This is a genomic window from Rhodococcus sp. USK13, from assembly GCF_018343855.1.
Classification (GTDB): Bacteria; Actinomycetota; Actinomycetes; order Mycobacteriales; family Mycobacteriaceae; genus Rhodococcus_F; species Rhodococcus_F oxybenzonivorans.
Window position 1 is genome coordinate 509,553 of record NZ_CP069241.1, and the last position, 24,298, is coordinate 533,850.

At 64.0% G+C, this 24,298-nt stretch carries 20 protein-coding genes and 3 pseudogenes; 6 read left to right on the plus strand and 17 right to left on the minus strand.

Annotation, left to right across the window (positions count from 1 at the left end; genetic code table 11):
- Positions 1–121: 121 nt before the first annotated feature.
- Positions 122–259, plus strand: a complete 138-nt coding sequence (locus JQT59_RS38255; protein ID WP_213571461.1) for a transposase — start codon at positions 122–124, stop codon at positions 257–259.
- A gap of 241 nt (positions 260–500) precedes the next feature.
- Here the strand turns inward: JQT59_RS38255 and JQT59_RS02320 are convergent, their stop codons facing one another.
- Positions 501–746 carry a helix-turn-helix transcriptional regulator gene (locus JQT59_RS02320; protein WP_213571462.1) on the minus strand — a complete coding sequence of 82 codons (246 nt, stop codon included), beginning with the start codon at positions 744–746 and terminating at the stop codon, positions 501–503.
- Positions 747–1,519: 773 nt separating this feature from the next.
- On the opposite strand from JQT59_RS02320, the pseudogene JQT59_RS02325 reads away from it, so the two are divergent.
- Positions 1,520–2,902: pseudogene (locus tag JQT59_RS02325) on the plus strand (IS1380 family transposase).
- A 223-nt stretch (positions 2,903–3,125) separates the two neighbouring features.
- Here JQT59_RS02325 and JQT59_RS02330 read toward each other — a convergent pair.
- Positions 3,126–3,884, minus strand: coding sequence for a MerR family transcriptional regulator (locus tag JQT59_RS02330; RefSeq protein WP_213571463.1), 759 nt, complete (start codon positions 3,882–3,884; stop codon positions 3,126–3,128).
- Entirely contained in the window at positions 3,877–5,094 is a 1,218-nt protein-coding gene (locus JQT59_RS02335) for an MFS transporter (RefSeq protein WP_213571464.1), read from the minus strand. Before JQT59_RS02335 ends, JQT59_RS02330 begins: the two co-directional genes overlap by 8 nt.
- Positions 5,095–5,768: 674 nt before the next feature.
- On the opposite strand from JQT59_RS02335, the gene JQT59_RS02340 reads away from it, so the two are divergent.
- Positions 5,769–5,936: a hypothetical protein gene (locus tag JQT59_RS02340; protein ID WP_213571465.1), complete on the plus strand. Its 168-nt coding sequence runs from the start codon at positions 5,769–5,771 to the stop codon at positions 5,934–5,936.
- Between the two features lie 324 nt (positions 5,937–6,260).
- On the opposite strand, the gene JQT59_RS02345 is transcribed toward JQT59_RS02340, so the two are convergent.
- From JQT59_RS02345 to JQT59_RS02400, 12 genes are all read right to left on the minus strand, one after another.
- Entirely contained in the window at positions 6,261–6,719 is a 459-nt protein-coding gene (locus tag JQT59_RS02345; protein WP_213571466.1) for a MaoC family dehydratase, read from the minus strand.
- 640 nt (positions 6,720–7,359) lie between these two features.
- On the minus strand, positions 7,360–8,523 hold the full coding sequence (locus JQT59_RS02350) for an acyl-CoA dehydrogenase family protein (RefSeq protein ID WP_213571467.1): 1,164 nt from the start codon (positions 8,521–8,523) through the stop codon (positions 7,360–7,362).
- 28 nt (positions 8,524–8,551) lie between these two features.
- On the minus strand, positions 8,552–9,733 hold the full coding sequence (locus JQT59_RS02355) for an acyl-CoA dehydrogenase family protein (RefSeq protein WP_213571468.1): 1,182 nt from the start codon (positions 9,731–9,733) through the stop codon (positions 8,552–8,554).
- A 45-nt stretch (positions 9,734–9,778) separates the two neighbouring features.
- Complete coding sequence (locus tag JQT59_RS02360; RefSeq protein WP_349306981.1) at positions 9,779–10,567, minus strand: alpha/beta fold hydrolase; 789 nt, start codon at positions 10,565–10,567, stop codon at positions 9,779–9,781.
- 123 nt (positions 10,568–10,690) lie between these two features.
- Entirely contained in the window at positions 10,691–11,452 is a 762-nt protein-coding gene (gene fabG / locus JQT59_RS02365; RefSeq protein WP_213571470.1) for a 3-oxoacyl-ACP reductase FabG, read from the minus strand.
- On the minus strand, positions 11,449–12,684 hold the full coding sequence (locus JQT59_RS02370; RefSeq protein ID WP_213571471.1) for an acyl-CoA dehydrogenase family protein: 1,236 nt from the start codon (positions 12,682–12,684) through the stop codon (positions 11,449–11,451). Before JQT59_RS02370 ends, fabG begins: the two co-directional genes overlap by 4 nt.
- On the minus strand, positions 12,681–13,727 hold the full coding sequence (locus JQT59_RS02375) for a Rieske 2Fe-2S domain-containing protein (protein WP_213571472.1): 1,047 nt from the start codon (positions 13,725–13,727) through the stop codon (positions 12,681–12,683). Before JQT59_RS02375 ends, JQT59_RS02370 begins: the two co-directional genes overlap by 4 nt.
- Positions 13,728–13,758: 31 nt before the next feature.
- Positions 13,759–14,925 carry a CaiB/BaiF CoA transferase family protein gene (locus JQT59_RS02380; protein WP_213571473.1) on the minus strand — a complete coding sequence of 389 codons (1,167 nt, stop codon included), beginning with the start codon at positions 14,923–14,925 and terminating at the stop codon, positions 13,759–13,761.
- Positions 14,922–15,335, minus strand: coding sequence for a Zn-ribbon domain-containing OB-fold protein (locus JQT59_RS02385; RefSeq protein ID WP_213571474.1), 414 nt, complete (start codon positions 15,333–15,335; stop codon positions 14,922–14,924). The genes JQT59_RS02380 and JQT59_RS02385 overlap by 4 nt, the downstream gene beginning before the upstream one ends.
- An 8-nt stretch (positions 15,336–15,343) precedes the next feature.
- Positions 15,344–16,498, minus strand: a complete 1,155-nt coding sequence (locus tag JQT59_RS02390; RefSeq protein ID WP_213571475.1) for a thiolase C-terminal domain-containing protein — start codon at positions 16,496–16,498, stop codon at positions 15,344–15,346.
- A complete protein-coding gene (locus JQT59_RS02395; RefSeq protein ID WP_213571476.1) occupies positions 16,495–17,676 on the minus strand; it encodes a pentapeptide repeat-containing protein in 1,182 nt (393 codons plus the stop codon). The genes JQT59_RS02390 and JQT59_RS02395 overlap by 4 nt, the downstream gene beginning before the upstream one ends.
- A complete protein-coding gene (locus JQT59_RS02400; protein ID WP_213571477.1) occupies positions 17,673–18,842 on the minus strand; it encodes a CaiB/BaiF CoA transferase family protein in 1,170 nt (389 codons plus the stop codon). The genes JQT59_RS02395 and JQT59_RS02400 overlap by 4 nt, the downstream gene beginning before the upstream one ends.
- A 707-nt stretch (positions 18,843–19,549) precedes the next feature.
- Between JQT59_RS02400 and JQT59_RS02405 the strand changes: the two are divergent.
- The 3 genes and pseudogenes from JQT59_RS02405 to JQT59_RS38260 all read left to right on the plus strand — a co-directional run bounded on the left by JQT59_RS02405 (position 19,550) and on the right by JQT59_RS38260 (position 22,817).
- Positions 19,550–20,927: pseudogene (locus JQT59_RS02405) on the plus strand (IS21/IS408/IS1162 family transposase).
- Positions 20,924–21,764: pseudogene (gene istB, locus JQT59_RS02410) on the plus strand (IS21-like element helper ATPase IstB). Before JQT59_RS02405 ends, istB begins: the two co-directional pseudogenes overlap by 4 nt.
- An 864-nt stretch (positions 21,765–22,628) precedes the next feature.
- Positions 22,629–22,817: an IS3 family transposase gene (locus tag JQT59_RS38260; protein ID WP_213571478.1), complete on the plus strand. Its 189-nt coding sequence runs from the start codon at positions 22,629–22,631 to the stop codon at positions 22,815–22,817.
- A 6-nt stretch (positions 22,818–22,823) separates the two neighbouring features.
- Here JQT59_RS38260 and JQT59_RS02420 read toward each other — a convergent pair whose 3' ends face one another.
- Complete coding sequence (locus JQT59_RS02420; RefSeq protein ID WP_213571479.1) at positions 22,824–23,465, minus strand: TetR/AcrR family transcriptional regulator; 642 nt, start codon at positions 23,463–23,465, stop codon at positions 22,824–22,826.
- Positions 23,466–23,505: 40 nt separating this feature from the next.
- Complete coding sequence (locus JQT59_RS02425) at positions 23,506–24,288, minus strand: enoyl-CoA hydratase/isomerase family protein (protein WP_213571480.1); 783 nt, start codon at positions 24,286–24,288, stop codon at positions 23,506–23,508.
- Between the last annotated feature and the right edge of the window lie 10 nt (positions 24,289–24,298).

A 24,298-nucleotide genomic window follows, 5' to 3' on the forward strand; every position in this document is an offset into this window, starting at 1 on the left:
CCTTGACGTGGGATGAGGTCCGTGATCAGTTGGCCGACCGGTTCCTTAAGATCGGTCCGTTGATGGATCAAGCGGAGTCGGAGAGACTGGCGTTCAGCACATTCCGCGGGCGCACTGGTCGATGATTTGTTCGACGAATCCGTTGGAGCGGGAAAACGAAGGAGATAAAGCGCAGTGCCCGCGTCGTAGGCATATTCTGAACGAGGCGGTCGTGATCCGACTCGTCGGTGCGGTCGTGGCCGACATGCACGATGAGTGACAGTCCGGCGAGCGCCGCTACCTGTCCGAGGGGTCGATGGCGTTGGCTGGGTCCCAGTGGTGATACTGAGACTATCGCTGTGATCAACCGTGACGAGTAGGCACCGAGGATTCAGCCTCAACGCCCGCCACCCCACGTGGCGCTATCGGTCATTGTCCCGCATCGATAATGATCCGGGCACGCGAGGTTCGGGAGACCATCGTTGCCAGAAGGGAGGTGCACCGAAGTAGTTCGAAAGGGGTTACGGTTTTCTGGGCGGACCCGGAGATTCGGTCCAGAAGAACACGTCCTGTACGGGCCGGTCGAGCGCGGCGCTGATGCGCATCGCCACATCCAGGCTCGGTTGCTGATCTCCGCGTTCGAGTGAGCCGATCGTCTGTGCATGTGTCCCGGTCAGGTTCGCCAGCTGGTGGCGGGACAGTCCGTGCTTGCTCCGTAGTTCTCTAATGACATTGCCGATGCGGGATTTCGTCCCTTTTCGAGCCATATTCTAATGTTAGGAAACCAAAAGTTTTTTTCAATAGTTTTTAGAACTCAATTCAGCCAGCCATCTGACAACCCGATTGAGGACCGCCCGGAACCCGAGTTCCGCCGAAGGCTGTGATGCTACCAGCGACGAGGTGAGCGGATCATAGCGGACTGGGAGACGTCGGTGTGTCGGCAAACTGGACGTTTCGCTCGCCGCCAGGCGGCGTAACCGGCCCTGCGGTCGGCGCCGTTCGGAATGGTCAGGTACCCATGCCACGCTCAGAGCTTGTACCAAGCCCAAAAAGAAATCATGATCTGGACAAGGGTAACCGGTCAGAGCTTACCCTAGGCTCCGATGTCGAACAGATTCCACAATCTCCGTCACTTTCGGCCCTAAGAACCGTGCCATGCATCATTGAAGATCACACCGTGCCGCGTACGGAACCGAACAACTATATCGTCTGGGTCCAGCTCAGTGTCGTGAGCGTGTGCATTCCTTTGGGACGGTTGGTCCGCGGAGGGTTTGTTGCAAGGACGGCAACATTTATATGTTCTGATCGGCCTCTTCCCAGACCCGTTGAAGAACAGTGGAGCGTCTTCGAACAAAAGCAGCTTCGCAGGCATACGCGATCGGAGCTAACTTGCAGTGAACTCTCTTGCTGCAAGCCAACCCGGGGCTTTCACGGCAATTCGACTCCACCCTTGTGTCGCTCAGAAAGAAAGGTGTTCCGACCTGCGGTAATTCGACTTGTCTAAGGTTGAACAATCGCGTGATCCAGGAGCACCCTTCAGGTGAGCAAGTCTACGTCCCTTTACCCATCTGTGTCCGAATCCGCCACCGGAACCGGCATCGTGTCGCACGCCGGAGCCGCCCTACTGCTGCGCACTGCCGAGAAAACCGGCCTCATCACGGCGCAGTCGAACAGCCTTGCGGCGTTCCGAAAACCGCTGGCCAACCATGATCCCGGCAAGATTTTCCTCGACCTCGTGATGGCACTGGCCATCGGCGGGGACTGCCTCGTCGACATCGCACAACTGCGGGCACACCCGGAGATCTTCGGGGCGGTGGCCTCCGACCCGACAGTCTCCCGCCTGATTACCACCGTGGCCGGTGATGCCGACACCGCGCTCGCCGTGATCGGTCGGGCCCGCGCCGCCGCCCGGTCCCACGCCTGGGCCGCCGCCGGCACGTCGGCCCCGGACCACGACATCGACGCCATCGAAGGTCCCCGCGCATTCCGGCAAAGACTCCGCCGTCCCGATGTTCAAGCGAGGCTTAGGTTTCCATCCTCTGTGCGCGTTCGTCGACCACGGCGACGGCGGCACCGGTGAACCCGTCGCGATGCTGCTGCGGCCCGGCAACGCCGGCTCCAACACCGCCGCCGACCACGTCACGATCGTGCAGGATGCACTCGCGCAACTGCCGTTCGACCCGGCGTACCGGGTCGGGAAGAAGGTGCTGGTGCGGATCGTCCCCCGCAAGCGGGAGGTACCCCGAGGGGGCCGGCGGCACCCACGCGTTGATCGAGTATCTGACCAAGCGACGCCTGTCCTATTCGGTCGGGTTCGGGTTGACCGACTCCCACGCCGAGGCGATCGACCTGGTCCCCGAGCAGGCGTGGACCCCCGCCTACGACGCCGACGGACAGGTCCGCGAGGGTGCCTGGGTCACCGAGATCACCGACCTGCTCGATCTGTCGAGCTGGCCGAAAGGCATGCGGGTGGTCGCCGGGGAAGGAGCGCCCGCATCCCGGGGCGCAGTTGCGGTTCACCGACCGCGACGGGCTGCGACCGACCGCGTTCGTGACCAACACCCCTGGTGGTCAGCTGCCGGACCTGGAGTTGCGGCGTCGGGCCCGCTGCGAGGACCGGATCCGGGCGGCGAAAATCACCGGTTTGCAGAATCTTCCACTGCACGGTTTCGATCAGAACCGGATCTGGTTGGCGCTCGTGCAACTCGCGTGTGAACTGGTCGCGTGGATGCGTGCTCGCGTTGACCGAGTCGCGGCACGCAGGTGGGAACCGAAGCGACTGCGGCTACGGTTGCTGTCCATCGCCGGTCGGGTCGTCCGCCACGCCCGCCGGGTTCGGCTGCGGCTGGCCGCCACAGCTTCCGAGGTCGATGTCCTCGTTGCCGACCTGAACCGACTCGCAGCACTGCCTGCACCTGTATGACCTGCTCCGATCTGTCCGCTCGAGACGAAAGGAAATTTCCCTCGGAGTTGTGGACCCCGACGCCACCCGACCGTGTCGGGCGGCTGGCCGTCGCCGCACACCGCATCCACGGTCTCCACATCCAATTCGAAAGCCCTCCAGGCCGGCGCGCGGGACTCGAGAAGGATCGAGGCTAATAGGGGTCTATACCTGTGTGCGCTATCGAGGAGAAATTCTTCATGGCTCAGAACCCCTGAGCTGCCTCGACATCGAGGCCGACCAGGTTTCTGAGCACCTGTGCCCAGACGAGTTTTTGGGATGCGTTGTAGTGGCTGTCCTGGTGCTCGAGCAGAAGGATGGTTGCTTCTGTCCCGAGTGCGGGGATGTCTTCGAGCGGGACTGCCGAGCGCAGAAGCGCGACCATTTCATCGACCAACGGTTGTCGTTGTTCAGCGGGCACATCAGGCGGCAGGCTCTCGAACTGGTCCATGAGTTCCACATACCGGGCGCACGAGTCGGTGAGGTTCTCGAACGCGGTCACCAGCCACGGCATCCCTGCGTCCTCGCTGAAGTGCTTCACCAGTGCGATCTGCTCGCGCTCATAGCGTTCATTCTCCGGCGTGTTGTTCCCACGGGACCCGAGAAAACCCACGTAGGGGATTAGGGCTGCGGGTAGGTCGGGAGCTGCGCCGTTACTCTTGAGTTCCGCAATGATTCGGCGCCTGGCGGTAAGGCGTTCGATCTCGTCGGCTGCCTGCTGATCGATGCGATCGAGCAGCTCGGTCCCAGCAGTAGCGTCATCGAGGGCCCGTTGAACCTCGGAGAGGGCAATGCCGAGGCTCGTGAAGCTCACGATACGGAGCACGGTCGCGAGATGCTTCACGGTGTAGTCGCGGTACCCGTTGCCTGCACGTTCGGGCTCTTCGAGGAGTCCGATCTGGTGATAGTGCCGGAGGGTACGCACAGTGACGCCGGCGAGTTTCGCGAGTTCGTTACTACGCATCCTGAAGTGCCTCCTCACGTTCCAGGTTATGCAACGACCGCGTGGCGAGCACGATGATGAGTGCGAGCACCCATACCGCAGTCACGGCGAGACCTGCCGCCGCGGGCGAGGACATCTCGGCGATGATCCCGGCTCCACCGATCCCGACAGGAGTTGCGAGTTGCAGTGCGGTGTTCTGCAGCGCGAGTACCCGGCCGCGCGCACGGTCGGGGGTCTTCTCCACCTGAAGCACACCGAGAACGCCACCGAGCATCGCGTTGCTGACGCCAACACAGAGCGCGGACCCGAAGATGACGGGCAGGGATGCCAGAGTCGACATGCCGATAAACCCGGCGGTCAGAAGCGTGAATCCGATTGTGAGCCAAACCCTCCGCGTCACTCGTGTACCAAGGACGGAGAAGACGAGTGCCCCGGCGAGCATGCCCGCGGCCATGGTCGTTAGGACGAGGCCGAGGACCTCCGGTCGACCGAGGATCGAGAAGTGCAACGGTAGGACGAGTCCCTGGAGGCCGCCGCCGACGGTGGTGAGACCGATGATGAGTACGACCGTCGCGATGAGGAACCGGCTGTGTCGAAGCACCTTGACGCCACCGATGATTTGCTGCCACGGCGTCTCCAGGATCATTGGGTCTGGGATGACGACCCCCGCTGAGCGTGGCACGAAGCGGGTAAGGATAGCTGCACTAGCGGAGAGTCCTGCAGTGACGAAAAAGACAGTGCTGGGGCCTAAGAGCGCCACGAGCGACCCTGCGAGTGCGGGGCCGATGATGAACGCTGCGGAGGTCAGGGTCTGCCGAACCCCGACCAGGCGCTCCAGCGGCACGCCGCTGCGCTGAGACACGGCTGGGACGAGCACTTCTCGTGCCGTACCACCAGGCACGTCTCCGAACGCGCCGATGATACCGAGAACGATGAACCACCACAGTTCAAGACCCCAGATCGCATCAACCACGGGGAGCGCCGCTACCGCGGCTGCGGAAATGACATCGGAAAGGACGGAAATGTTGCGCCTGTTCCAGCGGTCAATCACGAGGCCTGCGATAAGGCCGATCGCGACCGCAGGAATTGCTGTCGCCGCGGAGATTACACCCATGCTGAGTGGACTGCCGGTGATCTGGAGCACGACCAGTGGCAGTGCGACAGCGACGACACCGTTACCCAACAGGGATAGGAAGTGGGAGCCTAGATAGGCGACGGCAATGATTCTCATGCAATCACTGCACACGCTGACGTCGCGTCAGGGTCAAGTCGTAGTCCGACACGTGCCCGGTGCTCTCGCGCCGGGTTGACTCCGACGTCGCGTCATAGTGTGCGGTAGAAGCATGCAGTCTCCGCTCGCTGACCATGGTCCCGATCGCACTGCGAGCCGAACACCTCTGCGGGAGCGAACGAGACAAACGCCGCACAGGCCAGTAATGATGAAGTGCCACTTGAGTTGATCCAAGCCCTCGTCGAGGTGAAAACCGCGTTGCATTAGCAGATGCGGGTCTTGAGGCATCCGTGCAAGATGCCGACAAGTCGGTTGGTGAGCTGCCGTAAGGCAGGGCCGTGATCGAGACCGCGGGCGCGTTTTGTCGTAGCGGGCGCGTGCACAGAGGGAAGCTTGCAGCGCCGAGAACGCCCGTGAGTTCAGGGCATCGTTGGGCCGATCATTGTGGACGAACCGGGCCACGACGACCTTCTTCTTTTCGGAAGCCCGGGTGATCGGACTGGTCCCGGCATAGTTGCGCGCCTTGGCGGTGACGTAGCGGTTCCGGTCGTCACCGGATTTGCCGAGCACCCGGGACCGAGTAACGATCCCATCGCCGGCTGGGACAAGATGACCTCAGCATTTTCGGTGCCGACCACAATGCACATCGATCCTCCTTGCAACGCCGTGATCTCGTGATTGAGAGTGTTCAACACGGCGACGGCGGCGCGGGTGGTGGCCGCATACGCGGTGGTGATCGCCACCGCCCGGCCCAGGTGCTCGCCGCGCTGCGCAGCCTGGATCCGATCGGCCTTGGTCTCGATGTCGCGGCGGGAGCCTTGCGCAGCACCGCGGTGATCTGACCGCGTGCCAGTCGGGCCGCGGAGGCAGGGTCGGGGCCGCACCGAGCAACTCGAGGGCATATCGACGGACGTCGAGATCGTCGAACGCCTCCAATGCGTGGCACGACATCCCATCAGCGATTCCGTTCTCCCGGCGGACGGGCAGAGGCACGATCTTTCTTCAGGTCTCGATTTCTAGGGGGCTTGAGCGCTCACCTGTCCGCCGCTACCGGCGACGAGTCTGCCGTATGGCCCCGCTGACTCTCGTAAGGGATCTCGGACCGACCAGCCCGGACCTCCGAGGCAAGGACGGATCGAGATCCAAGTCTTCTGACGCCGACGGCCTCAGGCGAAGTAACGGATCACCGACGTCGCCACGCAGGCAGGCTTCTCCACACCTTCCACCTCGATTGTCACCTCCAGTTCGACCTGTACGGCGAGGCCATTACTGACCGACGTCGCCGAAGCCAGCCGCGCGGTGCCGCGGATGCGCGAACCCACCCTGAGGGGCGATGAGAAGCGCACGCGGTTTAACCCGTAGTTCACGGTCATCGACCCGCCCTCGACTCTGTACACCTGCCGCAGCAACGGTGGTAGCAGGGACAGCGTCAGGTAGCCGTGCGCGATCGTTCCGCCAAACGGGCCTTCTGCAGCTCGTTGGGGGTCGACATGGATCCACTGATGATCTCCCGTCGCATCCGCGAAGGTGTCGACACGCTCCTGATCCACCATGAGCCAGTCGCTCGTGCCGAGCTCAGTTCCCACTGCCGGCACGAGCTCGTCGATGCTATGGAACACTCTCATGTCTGTCCTTAAGTTCGTAGTTGCAGTTACTTCGTGAGAGCTCGTTGGGCTGTGACGCGGGTGGGTCGGGTGAGGCCGACATGCTTGTTGCCGACCTTCGGGCGTGGCTTGAAACGACTGGCCGCCCGATCCATCTGCACACCTCGGGCTGATTGAGATCTGCGAATGATCGCTTGTTCAAGAATGTGCCAGCGGGGGCATCCATCGGAAACATGCTGGAACACAAGCGAAATGGGTAGTTCGATGACCGATTCGCAACTGGGGGCAGGTGTCGACGTCGGTAAAGAACACCACGGGATGTGCATCCTCGACGCATCGATTGAGGTCATGCTTTCGCGACGATTCGACAATAGCGAAGCTGCGATCACGCAGGTGAGCGCTCTCGACAACCTTGCTGTTGACCGTTCTCGTGCACGCGGCAGACGGTGCGGTATCTGTCTGACCGTTCGGTCTTGCAGGCCTCGTCGGTCTACCGCGGCGGCGAAGCCACAACCGAGGCCCGGGATGGACGTTCTCTACGCCCTCATCCGCGACAACCGCACCTGGCAGCCCGAGGCGCCGGGTGCCGCGGTTGCGGCTTGACAGGGCCATTGAGAGTCCTTTCACACATGGCCGCTCGCGGGCGCGGGCAGCCGATCGGTCAGTAAGACTTCGGCAGTCCCAGGACGTGCTCCGACACGTAGTTGAGAACCATCTCCTGACTTATTGGCGCGATCCGAAGGAGGCGCGACTCCCGGAAATAACGCTCGACGTGGTACTCCTTCGCGTATCCCATGCCTCCGAGGGTCTGGAGCGCCCGGTCCGCGGCGAAGAAACCCGCCTCACCACAGAGCCACTTGGCCATGTTGGCCACGCGTCCGCACGGCTGGCCGGCGTCGTATCGCGAGGCCGCGTTTCGAGCCATCAGCTCCGCAGCGTCCAGTCGTGTCACTGCTTCGGCGAGGGGGAACGCGATCCCCTGGTTCTGACCGATTGGCCGGTCGAACACCGTTCGATCCTTTGCGTAGCGCACGGCCTTGTCGAGGGCCGCCCGGCCAATGCCGAGGGCTTCGTGGGCGAGCAGGATCCGCTCAGGGTTCAAACCGTCTAGCAGGTAGCGGAATCCTTGGCCCTCCACACCAATGCGAGCCGATTCTGGCACCCAGAGATCGTCGATGAAGACCTCGTAGGACTGGACCGCGTTTCGTCCCAGTTTCGGGATGGCCCGAAGCTGCACCTCGTCGCATTCGATGTCGATCAGGAACAACGACATGCCATCGGTTGGGCGTTCCGGTGATCGTTCGACAGTCCGCGCGATCAGCACCATCTTCTGGGACTGTCCGGCCTTCGTAATCCAGACCTTCCGTCCATTGATCCGATAGCCATCGCCGTCCCGGCGGGCGAAGGTCGAGATCCGCGTCGTGTCCGTGCCTGCGTTGGGCTCGGTGACCCCAAAGCACACGTGGAGTGAACCGTCGACAGCGCGGGGGAGCACCTCTTGACGCAGCTCCTCACTTCCGTGCTTGACGATGGTGTTCAGTCCGAAGATCGTCAGGTGCATCGTGCTGCACCCGTTCATGCCGGCACCGGAGGCTGCGATCTCCTCGAGGAGGAGTGACGCTTCGAGCACACCCAGTCCGCCCCCGCCGTATTCCTCAGGGATGGCGATCCCAAGCCAGCCGGCATCGGCGAACGCCCGATAGAAGTCCCAGGGAAACTCTTTCGATTCGTCGCAGTCCGACCAATACTCGTCGGTGAACCGCCGGGCGAGGTCTCGGACGGCGAGCTTGAGATCAAGCTGGTCCGCGGTCAGGTCGAAGTTCATGGATTATTCCGATCGTTCGAGGTGCCGCCTATCGCAGCACGCCACCGATGTCCGAGAGTCGGACCTGTCCCGACAGGAGGTTCTTCGCGATTGTCCGCCGCTGGATCTCGTCAGTTCCCTCATAGATCCGCATGACGCGGAGCTCGCGGTACCAACGCTCGATCGGCAGCTCCTTTGTGTATCCCATGCCGCCATGGATCTGCATGACCCGATCAGCCACCTCGTTGGCGATAGTCGAGCCATGAAGCTTGGCGACCGACGACGCGTGGCGACCGTCGATCCCATTTTCCTCACGCCACGCGGCGTACAAGGTCAACCACTTCGCTGACTCAATCTCGACATGGGAATCTGCGATCATCCACTGGATCGCCTGATACTCGGCAATCGGTTGACCGAACGTGCGGCGCGTGTTGGCGTAGCTGACAGCCATCTCCAGCATGCGCTCCGAAGCGCCGACTGCGCGGGCGGGGATGACCCACCGGCCACGCCCGATCCACTGCATGGCGAGCTCGAACCCGCGGCCCACCGATCCCAGGACGTTGCGGCTGGGCACTCGGACGGCGTCGAACGATAGACCCGCCGCGTTCATGTCGCCCATCGTCGGGATGGGGTGAGAGGTCCAGCCGTGCGACCGGTCGACCAAGAAACAGGTCACGCCGGCTTGAGCTGTCGCGGTCTCTGGGGTGTTAGCGAAGACGATGGCGAAGTCCGCCCGGTGACCGTTCGTGATGAACGTCTTTTCGCCGTGGATGACCCAGTCGTCACCGTCCGGGACTGCACGGGCTCTGATCCTTCGGGCGTCAGAACCGGCGTCAGGCTCGCTCAACGCGAAGCACGATCGGCGCTCGCCCTCGATTGTGGGGACGAGGTACTCGGCCTTCTGGTCGTCGGTGCCCTCGAACAGGATATTGTCAGCCGATCCGCCGAACCGAAATGGTACGAAGGTCCGTCCGTTCTCCATAGTGACGATCGCGGTCATCACCGGTCCGAGGTCGGCTCCGCCGTACTCCGCGGGCGTGGCGATGCCCCAGAAGCCCGAACGCCGCGCCTTCAGCTGCAGGTCCCTGATCTGCTCGTCCTCCATGCCTGGACGGCCGGCACGTTCGTTGCTGAGAACCTGCGGCTCGTGAGGGATGATCTCTTTCTCGAGGAACGCACGGACAGAGTCCCTCATGGCGCGCTGCTCGTCACTGAGCGCGAAATTCAGCATGGCGAAGTCTCCTGATAGCAGAACGTGTGGTGATGGGGGAATGGTTCAGCGGTGGATACGCCGTTGGAGGAAGTCGCTCAGGACGGTGTCGAACACTGAGTTGTCATCGCCAGCGACCATGTGGTGGGCGTCGGCGATCTCGACGTACTCGGTGTGGGGCACGACGCGCAAGAATCTCCTGACGTCCTCCCGATCGAGGACATCCGACTTTCCTCCCCGGATCAGCATGGTCGGGATGCGCAGCGTGGCTGCCGCAGCACCGAGGCGTGCCGGATCGATCAGCCGGTCGCGATGCACCGGCTGATCGAAGGCAGACGACAGGAAGGCTGGGTCCCAGTGCCAGTGCCAGCGATTGCCTCGCTGGCGAAGATTCTTACGCAGCCCTTCGGAGTTCCGAGGACGGGGTCGGTGGGGAAGGTAGGCGGCCACGGCGTCGGCGGCCTCGTCCAAGGACGCGAAACCCCCAGCGTGAGAGGTCATGAAGTCGCGGATCCGATCAGCACCGCTCGACTGGACGAATGGTGAGACGTCGACTAGCACCAGCCCCCGCGCCGAGAGTGGCCGCTGACCCAGACTGGCGAGTGCTGCGGCACCTCCAAGGGACGCACCCACCAATACGGGTGGTGACGTCAAGGAGTCGACGATCGCATCGATGTCCGCCGCGAAATGATCAAGACCATAGGACCGCGATGCCGACCATCGACTGCTGCCGTGGCCACGTAGATCGACATTCAAGGTTGACCAGCTGTCGGAGCACAGCCGGGTGGCAGACACATCCCACGAGTGACGTGTCTGACCGCCCCCATGAAGGAACACGATCGTCGGGTCGTCCACGGAGCCGCGACGGTCACCTTCGAGCACGACATCACCGGAGGCCACGCCGACCCGGATCGGCGCGGCTGACGTGGGCGAGGTCATCGCGATGCGGGCGCGGTCGAGGTTGAGGGGGGCATCCGGTTACGCACGGGGGCCGCCGGCGACGTAGATGACCTGTCCGGTGACGTAGGACGCATCCTCGCTGACGAGGAACGCGATGACGTTCGCGACGTCCTCGGGACGGCCGGTACGCCCGAGCGGAATCTGCGAGACGATTTGGGCTTTGTAATCCTCGAACGACATCCCGACCCGCGCCGCGGTCGCCTCGGTCATGGCCGTGTCGACGAAGCCGGGCGCCACGGCATTGACGTTGATATTGAATTTGCCCAGCTCGGTCGCCAGGGTCTTGGCCATACCCTGCAGGCCTGCCTTCGCGGTGGAGTAGTTGGTCTGTCCTCGCTTGCCCAGAGCCGACGTGCTGCTGAGAAAAACCATCTTCCCGCGCTTGTTCGGGACCATATGCGCTTGCGCTGCGCGTGCCACGTGGAATGAACCCTTGAGGTGGATGTCGATCACGAGGTTCCAGTCCTCGTCGGTCATCTTGTGAAGCAGGTTGTCGCGAGTGACACCCGCATTGCTAACGACGATGTCCAGACCGCCCAGCTCTTCGACGGTCTTCTCGACAGCCGCCAGCACGGCACCGTCGTCCGACACGTCGCACGCGACCCCGATGGCTGAGCCGCCTGCTTCCTCGATGGCCCGCACCGTCGCCTTCGTAGCAGCCTCCTCGAGGTCAACGACGGCGATCTTCGCTCCGTCACGCGCAAGGCGAAGCGCGGTGACCGCACCGATCCCCTGCGCCGCACCGGTGATGAAAGCAACAGATCCTTCGAGTCCACTCATGGCAAGTTCTCCTTCGTTTCGTCCAGGTGCCCCGTCCGGGCATCCAGGGATTGCATCCACGGCGCCTGGCCGTCGTAGTCACGCAACAGATGGCGGCTGATCACCATGCGGTGGACCTCGTCCGCGCCATCGAGGATCCTGCCGAAGCGGGCCTCTCGATACATCCGGTCGAGCGGCAGGTCTGAGGTGACGCCAGCGGCACCAAAGACCTGGATCGCCCGGTCGACCACGTTGTGGAACATGTGGGCTGCGGCGACCTTCGCCATCGAGATCTCGACGCGGGCCTTTGCTCCTGTATCGAGGACCCGCGCGGCGTCGAGGACGAGCAGTCGTGCGGACTGGAGCTCGATCGCCGACTCAGCGATGTGGCGCTGCACCTCACCTTTGTCGGCCAGCAGGCTCCCGTGCGCGAATCTCGTCTGAGCGCGCTCGCACATGAGCTCGAAGGCGCGCTCGGCCTGACCGAGCCACCGCATGCAGTGGAAGATTCGTCCCGGGCCCAGCCGAGCCTGGGCGATCCGTAGACCGTGCCCCGTCTCTCCCACGACGTTCTCGTGGGGGACTCGCACGCCGTCTAGCAAGATCTCGCTGTGACCCCCGGAAGTCTTTCCCATGGTCTCCAGCACGCGGACGACGGTGTATCCGGGCGTATCCGTTGGTACCAGGATCGCGCTGAACTCGGGCGTGTCTGCGGTGCCCCCGGTCCGACAGAAGACGGTGGTGAAGGCGGCTCGGTTGGCGTGGGTCGTGAACCACTTGCGTCCACTGATGATCCAGTCGTCGCCGTCACGCACTGCACTTGTCTGCATCAGCCTCGGGTCCGACCCCGCCACGTCGGGCTCGGTCAAACCTACTGAGGGATGGATTTCTCCCGCGACCAGGGGTGGTAACCAACGATCCCGTAGCTCGGGGTTGGCGAAACGTTGCAGCATCAGGGCGTCCTGAAGTGTGGCGGTCCCGAAGACTCGCTGCCCCCAGTCCGAACGACCAATCGTTTCATTGAGCCGCGCGTACGGCAGAAAGTCGAGTCCACCGCCCCCTATCTCCGCCGGGTGACCCAGGGCCCAGAGCCCCTCGGCCTTGGCCTTCGCCTGCAGATCGTGTAACAGCGGAGATCGATGCCAACTTGCATCGAGTCTATTGAGCTCTGGCTCGGCCGGAATGAGATGGTCGTCGACGAACGCGCGGAGTCGGGACCTCAGCTCGGCCTCGGGCAACGTCACGGCGCTCATCGCTCCTGCCAATCGTAATACTGCTCGGTCCACTGCCGGACCTCGGCGAAGGCGCGAGCCTCCTCGCGGGCGTACGCAGGCTTGTCGCTGTACCTCAGGTGGTCCCAGATCTGCCAGTCCCGCTCGTAGACCTCGCGGTGCGAGGCACGGAGCATCGCGGCCGCCCGTCCACTCGGGACGTCCTCATCCCCCTCCTCGCGAGGGATCCAAGCCGTCATGCGCAGTTCCGCCCGACCGGGACTTGTCGGCGTGGTGCAGATCGTCGTGACCTCACCAAGTCCACCCTTCTCGTGCGACGTCTCCTCTCCAGGGAACTCGAACCGATGCCGGGAGATCACAATGCCGACGCCCCATGCCTTGACCTCGACGTGCTGAGTGACTGTGCCGCGCTTCGTCTTCAGTTTCGCCCGCGTAAGGGAGGTGAAGCAGTGGCCGTCCGGCCCGTAGTCGTCAATCTGCGGGTACTCGCTCCACTTGTGCACGTGCACGAAGTGTGCGGCGTCGACCTGGTTCTCGACGACGTACTGCGGGTGGCCGTTCATCTCCTCGACCCGGGACAGGTGTGGCCAGATCGGGTAGTACTCGGGATGTCCGTGTTCGGCGATCGCCGGCATCGGGTCCGCCCATGTGGGCTCGCCGCCTGACGGGTGGTACCACGCGAAGATCAGACCGCTGACGATCTTCACCGGCAGAGTGCCCAACCGTCGGCTCGGGTTGACCCGCTTGCTGTACGGAATGTCGACGACTTTGCCCGACTCGTTCCACTTCCACCCGTGGTACGGACACACGACGCACCCGTCCTCGACGACTCCGCCATACCCGAGATGAGCGCCCATATGGCCGCAGTACGCCGTCATCATGTGGATCTCACCGTCCTCCTTGCGGAAGAGGATGTAGTCCTCTCCGAAGGCGACGACCGGCTTGATGCCACCTGGCTCGATCTCGTCGGCCCAGCCGACCTGATACCACCCCATCGGGATGTCGACCGCGACCCGTCCGCGGTCGAGGGGTGCTGTTTCGTTGCTGACAATTGCGCTAGTCACGTCTTACCTCCGAGGTTGATTCGCGTCCCGATCACGCATCGCGCGATGAGCGAAGGACGGGGTTGTGCTGGCCGATCGTCGGTGCGGCACCGGACCGGCCGGGGCGGAGTCCGTCGAGGCTGGCTGGGAAGGCGATGTGGGTAACGTCGTCGTGGTCCGTCCACGTCATATCCCGATGGGCAAACAGAGGGTCCGACCGCGCCTCGTCGATCGTGTTCACCGACGACACGCAGACATCCGCCGCCGCCAGCCGCCGCAGCCAGTGGTCCCGGTCCTGCTGGGCGAAGATCTCCTGCAGCTCCGCCCGCACGTCGAGCGCGCGCTGTCCTTCTGCGAGGCGGTCCCTTTCAAGATCGGGACGACCAATCTCGTCGATGAAACACTTCCAAAAGTGGGGTTCGACGCAACCGAGACTGAGATACCGCCCGTCTGCAGTGCTGTAGGTGCCGTAACAGGGGCACTCCGCATACAGCAGCGACGGCCACGGCAGGCCCTGAAGCCGGGGATCAACGTCCGGGTCGATGCGATCATCGGCGTTCCAGGCACGAGCCGCCGACAGCGTGTTCATTGATAGGCAGACGTCCGCCATCCCGAGGTCGATGTGCGTGCCGCGACCGGTCGCTCTTTGTTGGACGACGGCTGCGGACACCAGGAAGCCCGCCATCATGCCTGCAGCCATGTCGGCCACGGGCACAGGAAAGACCTGCGGCGCGCGTCCGGGCGCAACTTGGATGCCCCCAGCCACGGACCAGTAGTTGAGGTCGTGACCCGGAACACCGCAACCGTCGCCGGTCTGGCCGTAACCCGAAACGGAGCACAGGATGATCGCCGGGTTGACCCCGCTGAGGATGGCGTGGTCGAGTCCAAGCTGGGACATGACACCCGGACGGAAGCTCTCGACCACGACATCGGCCGACTTGACTAATCCGAGGAAGCTTTCACGCTCGTCGAGCGCTCCCAAATCCAGCTCGATGCTGCCCTTGTCTCGATTCGACATCGCGAACTCGGCCCGCATCGCTCGCCCGTACTCCCCCCCGGGTGGCTCCACCTTGAGGACCGAGGCTCCCAGGTCAGCCAGCATCTGAGTCCCGTAGGCGACGGGGAGCAGACGCGTGCAGTCGAGGACTCGCACGCCGGCGAGTGGTCCGCTCTGCTTGAGCGCGAGAGGCCAGGTGCCGTCGTCGCTCGCCGGGCTCACGGTGCCACCAACTCACTGATGAGATGGGGTAATCCATCACGATCACGAATCCCGACGATGACACCGACGTTTGCGAAGTCGGCCGTGACGTCGACGTCGAGCAAACGGGTGTACAGCCGCGGGCCCTCGTCGAGCTGCACCTCGGCAATGACGAAGGGCACCTCGGGGATGAAGTTCCGATCGAACGGGAAGTAGGCGACGATCCACGAGTAGACAACACCCCGGCCATTCACCTCGCGCTGGCTGAGATGGTCCGGACTTCCACAGGAGGGACAGCCTGGCGCCGGAGGGAAGAAGTACCGGTCGCACCTTTCACAGTGGGGCACGGTCAGGCGCCCCTGGTTCAGGTTCTGCCAGTAGGCAGCGGTCTCGGGAAACTCGTCGTTCATCCCGTTCAGCGTGCTGGTCATGCCTTCTCCTACCTGTCGCTCGTCAGGACCATGGCGGAACCGCTAGAGGACCCGCCGGAGCAGACGACGCCCACCTCGGCATCAACGACTTGCCTCTCGCCACCCAGTCCCTGCATCTGCCAGACGGCCTCTGCCACCGTGTTCATCCCGTGCAGGTACCCCTCACTGAGAAGACCCCCGTTGGTGTTGATCGGGAGCGTGCCGCCCGGTGACGTGGCCCCGGAGGCGAACAATGCCCCTGCAGCACCACGTTCAGCGAGACCGAGGCCCTCAACGTTCTGCAGCAGGGCACCTGTGAAGCAGTCATAGAGCTGGGCATGGTCAACGTCCTGGGGACCCACGCCGGACTGCTTCCAGAGTCGATCGGCGAGATACGACGAGAAGTTCCGGGAGGTATCGTCGTTGAGACGACCTCCCATGTCGAGGTCGAATCCGTGAGAGGCCCACGCCGCACCAGCGATGACTGCGGGCTTCAACCGCAGGTCCCGCGCCCGCTCGGTCGAGGTGACGATGACCGCAGCTGCTCCGTCCATCTCTCGCGTGCAGTCCAGGACTCGGAAGGGGGCAGCGACGTAGGGTGACTCGAAGTAGTCCTCGAGGGTCAGCGGATCACGAAACTGTGCCCGGTCGTTGAGCTGAGCCCATCGGCGGGCGGCCACCGCGACGGCTCCGAGATCGGCCTCGGTGGCGCCGGTCTCGATCATGTAGCGGCGAGTCCACATAGCGATGTACTGCGGGTAGGCCGTGTACCCCAGGGAGTAGCGGTACTCGGAGCTGGCCGATGGCGGCGTCATCCGACCGATAAGCTTGCCCGACTTGCCGTTGAGTGCGCGGAAGACGACGACAGTGTTGGCCATACCGGCGGATACCGCCATGGCCGCATGAGCCACCATGTGGCACGCCGACTGGCCTCCCTGCCCGAAGTCCATGACGTAGGACAAGTCCCCGGCGCCGATTGCCGTGCCAACTGACTCTGACCATACTGAGTCGTCGTAGATGCTGTAGCTGACGATGCCGTCAACGTCGGACGGTTGAAGTCCCGCCGCGGTCAACGCTGCCCTGGTCGCCTCGGCCGCCTGGTCGAGTACGCTTCGATTAGACCTTGTCGTCAAGGCCGTCATTCCCGCCGCCGCTATCGAGGCGACGCCGCTGAGTCCGGTCATGAGGTGGAATACCTTTCGTTCGTGGACAGCCGGGTCCGCGTGAGCTCGATAGCCGCGGCTACATCCAAATCGAGGGCGCCGGCCGATGCCTCGTTCGCAGAAGGCTCGAGGCCGTCGCGGGAGAGCACTGTGAAAGCACGCGAAGCCCAGCTCGGAGCACCGTGCACCGATCGGCGCAACGTCGTGAGAATGCTGCTGTCGGTCGCGTCGTCGAACACAATCGCTGCACCGTGGGACTCGAAAGCCCGTACAGCCACGACGGGCCCGGCCGGTGTACGGAGATCGTTGGCATCGACCAGGAAAGGCCGCAGTCCGACCTCCTGGAGTGCGGAGCAGAGAGTGGCCGCGGCGTTGCCCGACTCTCGTCCGCCCATAACTAACACGGTCCGGGACGGCGCCTCCACCCTGGCATGGAGGCTCGGGCCTAGGTGGACGATCCGGTGGTCGGTCGCAACCGACGGCGCGTCCGATCCCCAGAAAACCGTCCCTCCCGTCCTTGCTCCGGTCAGATCGACATCTGTGATGACCGTGTCGATCAGGACCGATCCAAGGAGGGACGTTCCGCGCAGCGATCCGCCACTGATTCGCGTTGATCGGAAGTCCACACCGCAGAGGTCGGCCTCGTCGAAGCTCGCGTGCGACACATCGCTCTGAGCGAAGTTCGCGCCTGTGAAGACGCCACCCGTAGCGTCGACTCGGTCGAACCGAGCACCGAAGAATGAAGCTCCAGGGAGATGCGCCTCGGTCATTACCGCGCCTGAGAGGTCAGCGTGGTCGAACCACACCGACGCGCCGTTGCCCTGGCGAAAGGTGGACTCGGTAAGCCAAATGGATCGCCACCCTACCCGCGCACGCGTTAGGTCGGCTCCACGCAGGTCACACGACTCCCATCGAGAGTCCTCAAGATTCGCTCCCTGCAGGCTGACGCAGGCGAGTGATGCCCCGGACAGGTCTGACCCCCGGAGATCGGCGGCATCGAGCGTGGCACCGTCGAGCCGGTTGCGTGACCACATGCCGAGGACGTCCCGCACGTCGGCGCCGGTGAGGTCGGCGCCCGACAGGTCCACCTCAACGAGACGTGCGCCCCGTAGTCGGGCGCCCCGGAGGTCGGCGCCCGAGAGGTTGACCTGATAGAGGTCGGCGAACTCGAGATTCTTGACCTGACCCTGCGTGATCACGCGTACGCCGCAGGATCTCGTGACAGCGCACCGCTTGAGACCAGGTGCTCGACCTCGTCGGACCCAAGCGTGAGCCAGTCGGCCAGGACGGCCTCATTATGCTCACCGCGACGCACGGCGGGGCCCGCCACACCTGAGTCTGCTGAGGAGAATCGGTACGGCGACTGGATCACGCGGCGTGTGCCTCCAGCACCGTCCGCAATTTCGCCGACCATGCCTCGGTCTGACAGCCGCTGGGGGGAGAAGGCGGACTCGACCGATCGAATCTCAGCCCATGCGATGTTGGCCGCTTCAAGATTGGCGATGAGGGCATCCCTCGACCCGTGCTTGAGGATCCACGCCCCCACGGCGGTACGCCGCACGCTGATCTTCTCGGCGAGATTCATGTTCGGCGACGCCGGGTCGTCAAGGTCAAACGTGCGCTTCAGCTGGTTCCAGGTGTTGCGAAAGACGCTCCCCAACATAAGAGATCCGCCCGGCGCGTCCCATACTTCTCCTCCGAGCACGGTCACTGGGGCGTCGTCGAGCACGAAGTGGGCATGGTCGTCGGTCGCCAACATGGCGTCCATCAGGTTGATGTCGACGCGCTGACCTTGGCCGGTTCGTGTTCGCATGGTCAACGCAGCCAGAACAGCGATAGCGCCATGGAGGCCGGCCGTGTAGTCGGCGACCGACGTGGTCAGGTCCGTGACGCGACCGCCTGAGTGCTCCGCTTGGCGGGCGACGAGGCCGGCCTCGGCGTGGATGATCGGCGCGTACACGGCTCGCGACGCTTCGTCGCCGGATCTGCCGAATCCGGAGATCGACAGCATGATGAGGCCCGGATGCTCAGACGAGAGCCGGTCATACCCGAGACCGAGCCGGGCCAGAACTCCTGGCCTGAAGTTCTCGATCAGCACATCGGCGCGCGAGGCGAGTGACCGGGCCGTCTCCACCGCTTCAGGCGTACGCAGGTCGAGGCTGATGTTCCGCTTGCCCGCGTTGTACTGCGCGAAGAACCCTGAAGTCCCGTTGCGCTGTTCACCGAAGAGTCGGGTGGAGTCGCCGCGCGGCGACTCCAGCTTCACGACGTCAGCTCCGAGATCGGCCATCATGCGTGCCGCGTACGGGCCGGCTACGGCGTGGGACAGGTCCAGGACGCGAATTCCTTGCAGCGGCTTTTCCACATTCGCAGCCTAGGGCAACCGATCCGAAAATACAACCAATTGCTTGGTTGTATTCGCCGCATCGGAGAAGGCGAATCCCCTTGTTTTGCGCTGCCCCCAGGAGTCGGACTGAGAAATCAGTTCCGACTTCCGGGGAGTAGTCGCATGGATATGCGTAGTTCGTTGTCGTCGGAACGGCGTGAACTGGCGGTAGCCTCTGCTCCGAGCAGGGCTTCGGTGACCAAACGGTCGCGACGATGCTTGGAGTGTCTCCGCGCTGGCCGGTAGAGCAGCTGTATCAGCGTTGGCGGATTCGTGGCAGAGGTGCGCTGGTGGAGAACGAGTGAAGCCGTCGTACTCGGTTGAACTCAAGCGCGACCTGGTGGAGCGGTTCTTCACGGGCAGAGTGCGCCGTCGCTGGCCCAGGAGGCTGATCTTTCCTCACCCCAGCTGTTGACGACGTGGGTGCGGGTATACCGCCGTGAGGGCGTCGACGGGCTGCGGGTCTAGCCGCGGGGTCGGTCCCGCACCCGGATGTCGATCAGATGAGCGAGTTGGAGAAGTTGCGTCGCGAGAACGAGTGGTTGCGGTGATGGCGCTCGCTGAAAATGCTCAGTTCTGCTTACCGAAAGTGCTCACCCGTGTGGCTCCGCCAATGAGGGCGGGTCTCCCTCGATGCTGGTGGTCTCTGACCACACACCAGCGATTCGAGGGAGACCCGCAATCTCATGCTGACATGGGAGGAAGACGTGGAAGTACACGCACTGCACAAGCAGGGCTGGACGATCTCGGCGATCGCCCGCCACACCGGACGCAACCGCCGCACCATCCGTAACTACATCAACGGTGTCACCACCCCCGGTACCCGTAAACCCGCACGTGAGGACCCGTTCGAGCCGTTCGTCGAGTACGTCACCTACCGGCTGGGGGAGGACCCGCACCTGTGGGCCCGCACCCTGTGCGACGAGCTCGAGGACCTCGGCTACCGGTTGTCGTATCCGACGCTGACCCGGCAGATCCGTGACCGCAAACTCCGCCCGGTGTGCGAGGCCTGCGCGAACGCCACCGACCGGGCGAACGCGATCATCGACCATCCGCCCGGCGAGGAAACACAGTGGGACTGGGTCGATCTGCCGAATCCACCCACCTCCTGGGGATGGGGCGCGATGGCGCACCTACTGGTCGGCTCCCTGGCGCATTCGGGGCGCTGGCGCGGGATCCTGGCACCGGCGATGACCCAACCGCACCTCGTCGACGGCCTCGACCGGGTCAGCCGCCGGCTCGGCGGCGTGACGAGGAAGTGGCGGTTCGATCGGATGGCCACCGTCTGCCACCCCGAGTCGGGCCGAGTGACCGCGAGCTTCGCCGGCGTCGCGAAGCACTACGGCGTCTCGGTGGCGATCTGCCCACCCAAAGCCGGGAACCGCAAAGGTGTCGTCGAGAAGGCCAACCACACTGCCGCGCAACGATGGTGGCGCACCCTGCCCGACGACGTCACCGTCGAACAGGCCCAACAACGCGTGGACGAGTTCTGCCGGCTGCGGGGCGACACCCGAATGCGGGCCACCGCCAACGGCAAGGCCTCGGTGGCGACCGTGGCGGCCGCCGAACCGTTGACCGCGCTGCCGGCCACGCCGTATCCGGCGATCCTCACCGAACCCCGGACCGCATCCCGGCAAGCGCTGGTGTCCTACCGCGGCAACCGGTACTCGGTGCCCCCGGAGTTGGCGTCGGCGCAGGTCACCGTCACCCAAGTCCTCGGATCGGAGGTGATCGACATCGTCACCACCGCGCAGATCACCATCGCCCGCCACCGCCTCGCCCCGGACGGCGCCGGGGCGATCGTCCGCGATCACGGTCATGTCTACGCGCTCGAGCAAGCGGCCATGGCCGCCGCCGGGTCCGCCGGGCGCCCACACCGCCGGAAGGAGCGGATCCCACCCGGACCCGCCGCGATCGCCGCCGCGGACGTGTTGCGCCGCACCACCACCAGAACCGTCCACCACAACATCGAGTGCGGTCGAACCCTCAGCTGCAACGGCCTCGACGGTCATCGACCTGTCCACCTACGAGCGGGCCGCCCGCGGAAGGAACACCCTCGCATGACCACCACCCCGATCCCCGATGCGGTGCCGGCGCCGAACACCGCCGAGGCGGCCAGCCTCTACCAACGCCTGCGCGGACACCTGGCGGCGCTCAAACTCCACGACGCCGCCGAAGCCCTGCCGGGCGTCCTCGACCGCGCGCAACAGACCAACCTGTCGATGACCGCCACCCTCGAGGAGTTGCTCTCGATCGAGGTCGAGGCCACCGAGGCCCGCCGACTCGCCGGACGACTGCCGTTCGCGTGCCTGCCGACACCGGCGTCGCTCGAGGACTTCGATTTCGACGCCGCCGCGGGCCTCGACCGGAAGCTGATCGCCGAGCTCGGGACCTGCCGCTACCTCGAAACCGCGACGAACCTGCTGCTCATCGGCCCGCCGGGGGTCGGCAAGACACACCTCGCGGTCGGGCTCGCGCGGGCCGCGGTGCACGCCGGCTACCGCACCTATTTCACCACCGCCGCCGACCTCGCCGCCCGCTGCCACCGGGCCGCGATCGAGGGCCGGTGGGCGACGACGATGCGGTTCTTCGCCGGCCCCACCCTGCTGGTCGTCGACGAACTGGGCTATCTCCCGTTGCCGGGCGAGGCGGCGTCGGCGCTGTTTCAGGTTGTCACGCAACGGTATCTGAAGACCTCGATCATCATGACGACAAACCGCAGTGTCGGCGAGTGGGGTCAGGTCCTCGGTGACACCACCGTCGCCGCGGCCATGCTCGATCGGCTCCTGCACCGGTCCGTGGTGCTCAATCTGGACGGGGACTCCTACCGCCTTCGGGATCATCACGCCCGCCGAAAACCTCCGCAAAGCCACCACCACACCCCGCCAACCGCTACAGTAATCACCGCTCACAGGTGGGCACTTTCACCGAGCAAATCTGAGCACTTTCGCCGAGCGTCGTCAGCGGACGGAGAATACGTACCTGGGTAAACCGCGGATCTTGATGAGGCAGCGCCGACAGTCCTGAAGGTTCGGGCTGTCCTCTCCCTCAAGGCAGATCGCCGTCTCGACGATCTACTCGCCGCGGCCGGGCTGGCACGGTCGCCGTACTTCTATCTCCAAGCCAGGCTCGCCGACTCCGATCCGTGGGCGGAGGTCGAGGCTGCGATCAGCGAGATCTGCCACGTCAACGAGGCACGTTACGGTGCCGACGGGTGCACCGCGGATTGGTCAAGGCCGGCCGGCAGGTGGCCAATAAACCGTCCTGAAACTGATGCACCGGCTCGGTTTGGTCTGCCGGATCCGCCCTTGGCGCTACGTGTCCTATCGTGGCCGGACAGGTCAGATCGCCGACAACTTGCTGGGCCGTTACTGCCGACGCGATCAACCAGAATGGGTCACCGATGTCACCGAGTTCCGGGTCGGCGAGAACAAGCTGTATCTGTCACCGGTAATGATTTGTTCAACCGCGCGATCATCGCCTACTCGATCGGCCGCTCGCCGAATGTTGACCTGACCACGCCTCGCTGCGTGCCGCGATCGCCACCGTCGAACCCGACCAGCACCCGCTGGTGAACTCCGGCCAAGGCTTCCAAGACCAGCACGGGAGATGGGGGAGGGCACTCGCCAAAGCTGGTGCGTAACAATCGATGTCCGCAAGGAGAACTGCCTGTTAACCGGCTAATGCACCGGATCGTTACCCATGAATCGACACGCCGTGATCGAAGCCTTCTTCGGACACCTAGAGTAAGGGTGCTTCCACCAGGTGTCCTACCTCGACATCGACGCCCTCGATGCGGCGCTCCACGATTACAACCACGACCGCACCTCGGAAAGACTCGAGGGCCTGAGTCCGGTGCAATACCGGGCTCAGGCCCTCGTGTTACCAGTCCAACTTACGGAGACCAGTCCATTTGCGAGGGAATCGATGACTGGTGGGACGAGCGTGAGGTAGATTTACTCAGCGCACGAGGAGACCGGAGAAGAAGAGCCGAGTCTGAAGCTCGACGAGGCGATCGAGCTTGCGGCGCGATCTGTTTCCGTCCGAAACCGCTGCGTCAAAAATGGCACTCCGGATGCTTCGGTACACCAGCACGGGGTCGAGCTCGGCATCGAAGACTCCGGCCTCACCGCCGCGCCTAAGCAGCTCGACCCACTTGGCCTCCGCGCGCTTAAGGCCCTGTCGGACGAACGGGAACTGTGTCGTGAAGTAGTGCCAGTCTTTCTGCAGGATCTGCACGATCCTCAACTGCTCCGAAGCGAGCACCATGGTCACCCTGATTAGGTCGACCAACGCCGACTCGATGTCACCATCCGGTACGATCGCGTCGTAACGTCGGTCGAGCTCGTCGAAGTAGCGGTGCAGGAGCTCCTCGACGATCGATTCCTTGGTGTCGAAGTGGTAGTAGAGACTTCCGTTCAAGATCCCCGCGTGCGCGGCGATATCGCGGATGCGCGCCTGGGAATATCCAATCTCCGCGAACGTCTCGGCCGCCGCCTTAAGCAGCTCCTCGCGACGCTTCGACGAATCAGGTTGGCTCTTCACACGTACCGTCGGTCGTGCCTTACCCCGCGCCGCCATGTCGGTCACCCTCTCAGCCATCAGAATCTGAAATTCTAGCAAGCATTTGGTCTGCTCTCGGTTAGCGTCCTGAGAACGTGGCCGGTCGCCGTTCGTAGAATGCAGCCTTGCCTTCCAAGAAGTCGGCGCTCGCCAGCAACGGCACCTGAGCCGCCTGCTCCGCGGCCAGAGCCTCGTTGAGGCTAACCGGAAGAGGCAGTAGAAGTCGTTTGATCGCGGCGAGTGCGAGCGGCGCTTTGCCGGCCAGGCGGCCGGCCAGGTCCGTCGCGGCCTTCCGCGCCGCGCCGTCGTCAGCGAGCCGATCGGCGATCCCCGTGCTCACAGCGGATTCCCCATCGATGCGTTCGCCCAACATCAGGATTTCGGCGGCTTTGCCGACTCCGACCCTGCGAGGAAGCAGCCAGGAAAGACCTGCATCGGGGCCAAGTCCCACATGGACGAAGGAAGCGACGAAGGTGGAAGACCGCGCTGCGACGACCTGATCGCACGCCAGGGCGATCGACATTCCGGCACCTGCCGCCGGGCCTTCTACTGCGGCGACGACCGGCACCCGCAAATCGGCGATGGACCGAATCAGGTCGGCCATGAGATTAAGTCGGCCCCGCGAGTCGGTGAGTGAGCTGGGCGGCATGTTCGATAGGTCTCCACCCGCAGAGAACGCGCCACCGCTGCCGGTGAGGACAACGGCCATACAGGTGGGATCGACAGCGATGTCGTCAAAAGCGGCAAGCAGCGCAAGTCGCATATCTCCGCTGAGAGCATTGCGGCGCTCCGGATCGTTCAACTCGAGCACACGGACAGCGCCGACGTTTTCGACGACGACCAAATTACGCGAAGACGACATGTTGCTCCTT

Bases quoted from the DNA above. Each gene is read 5' to 3' on its own strand.
- JQT59_RS38255 (WP_213571461.1), top strand. From the start codon at position 122: ATGATTTGTTCGACGAATCCGTTGGAGCGGGAAAACGAAGGAGATAAA.
- JQT59_RS02320 (WP_213571462.1), bottom strand. From the start codon at position 746: ATGGCTCGAAAAGGGACGAAATCCCGCATCGGCAATGTCATTAGAGAA.
- JQT59_RS02330 (WP_213571463.1), bottom strand. From the start codon at position 3,884: ATGCGTAGTAACGAACTCGCGAAACTCGCCGGCGTCACTGTGCGTACC.
- JQT59_RS02335 (WP_213571464.1), bottom strand. From the start codon at position 5,094: ATGAGAATCATTGCCGTCGCCTATCTAGGCTCCCACTTCCTATCCCTG.
- JQT59_RS02345 (WP_213571466.1), bottom strand. From the start codon at position 6,719: ATGAGAGTGTTCCATAGCATCGACGAGCTCGTGCCGGCAGTGGGAACT.
- JQT59_RS02350 (WP_213571467.1), bottom strand. From the start codon at position 8,523: ATGAACTTCGACCTGACCGCGGACCAGCTTGATCTCAAGCTCGCCGTC.
- JQT59_RS02355 (WP_213571468.1), bottom strand. From the start codon at position 9,733: ATGCTGAATTTCGCGCTCAGTGACGAGCAGCGCGCCATGAGGGACTCT.
- fabG (WP_213571470.1), bottom strand. From the start codon at position 11,452: ATGAGTGGACTCGAAGGATCTGTTGCTTTCATCACCGGTGCGGCGCAG.
- JQT59_RS02370 (WP_213571471.1), bottom strand. From the start codon at position 12,684: ATGAGCGCCGTGACGTTGCCCGAGGCCGAGCTGAGGTCCCGACTCCGC.
- JQT59_RS02385 (WP_213571474.1), bottom strand. From the start codon at position 15,335: ATGACCAGCACGCTGAACGGGATGAACGACGAGTTTCCCGAGACCGCT.
- JQT59_RS02390 (WP_213571475.1), bottom strand. From the start codon at position 16,498: ATGACCGGACTCAGCGGCGTCGCCTCGATAGCGGCGGCGGGAATGACG.
- JQT59_RS02420 (WP_213571479.1), bottom strand. From the start codon at position 23,465: ATGGCTGAGAGGGTGACCGACATGGCGGCGCGGGGTAAGGCACGACCG.
- JQT59_RS02425 (WP_213571480.1), bottom strand. From the start codon at position 24,288: ATGTCGTCTTCGCGTAATTTGGTCGTCGTCGAAAACGTCGGCGCTGTC.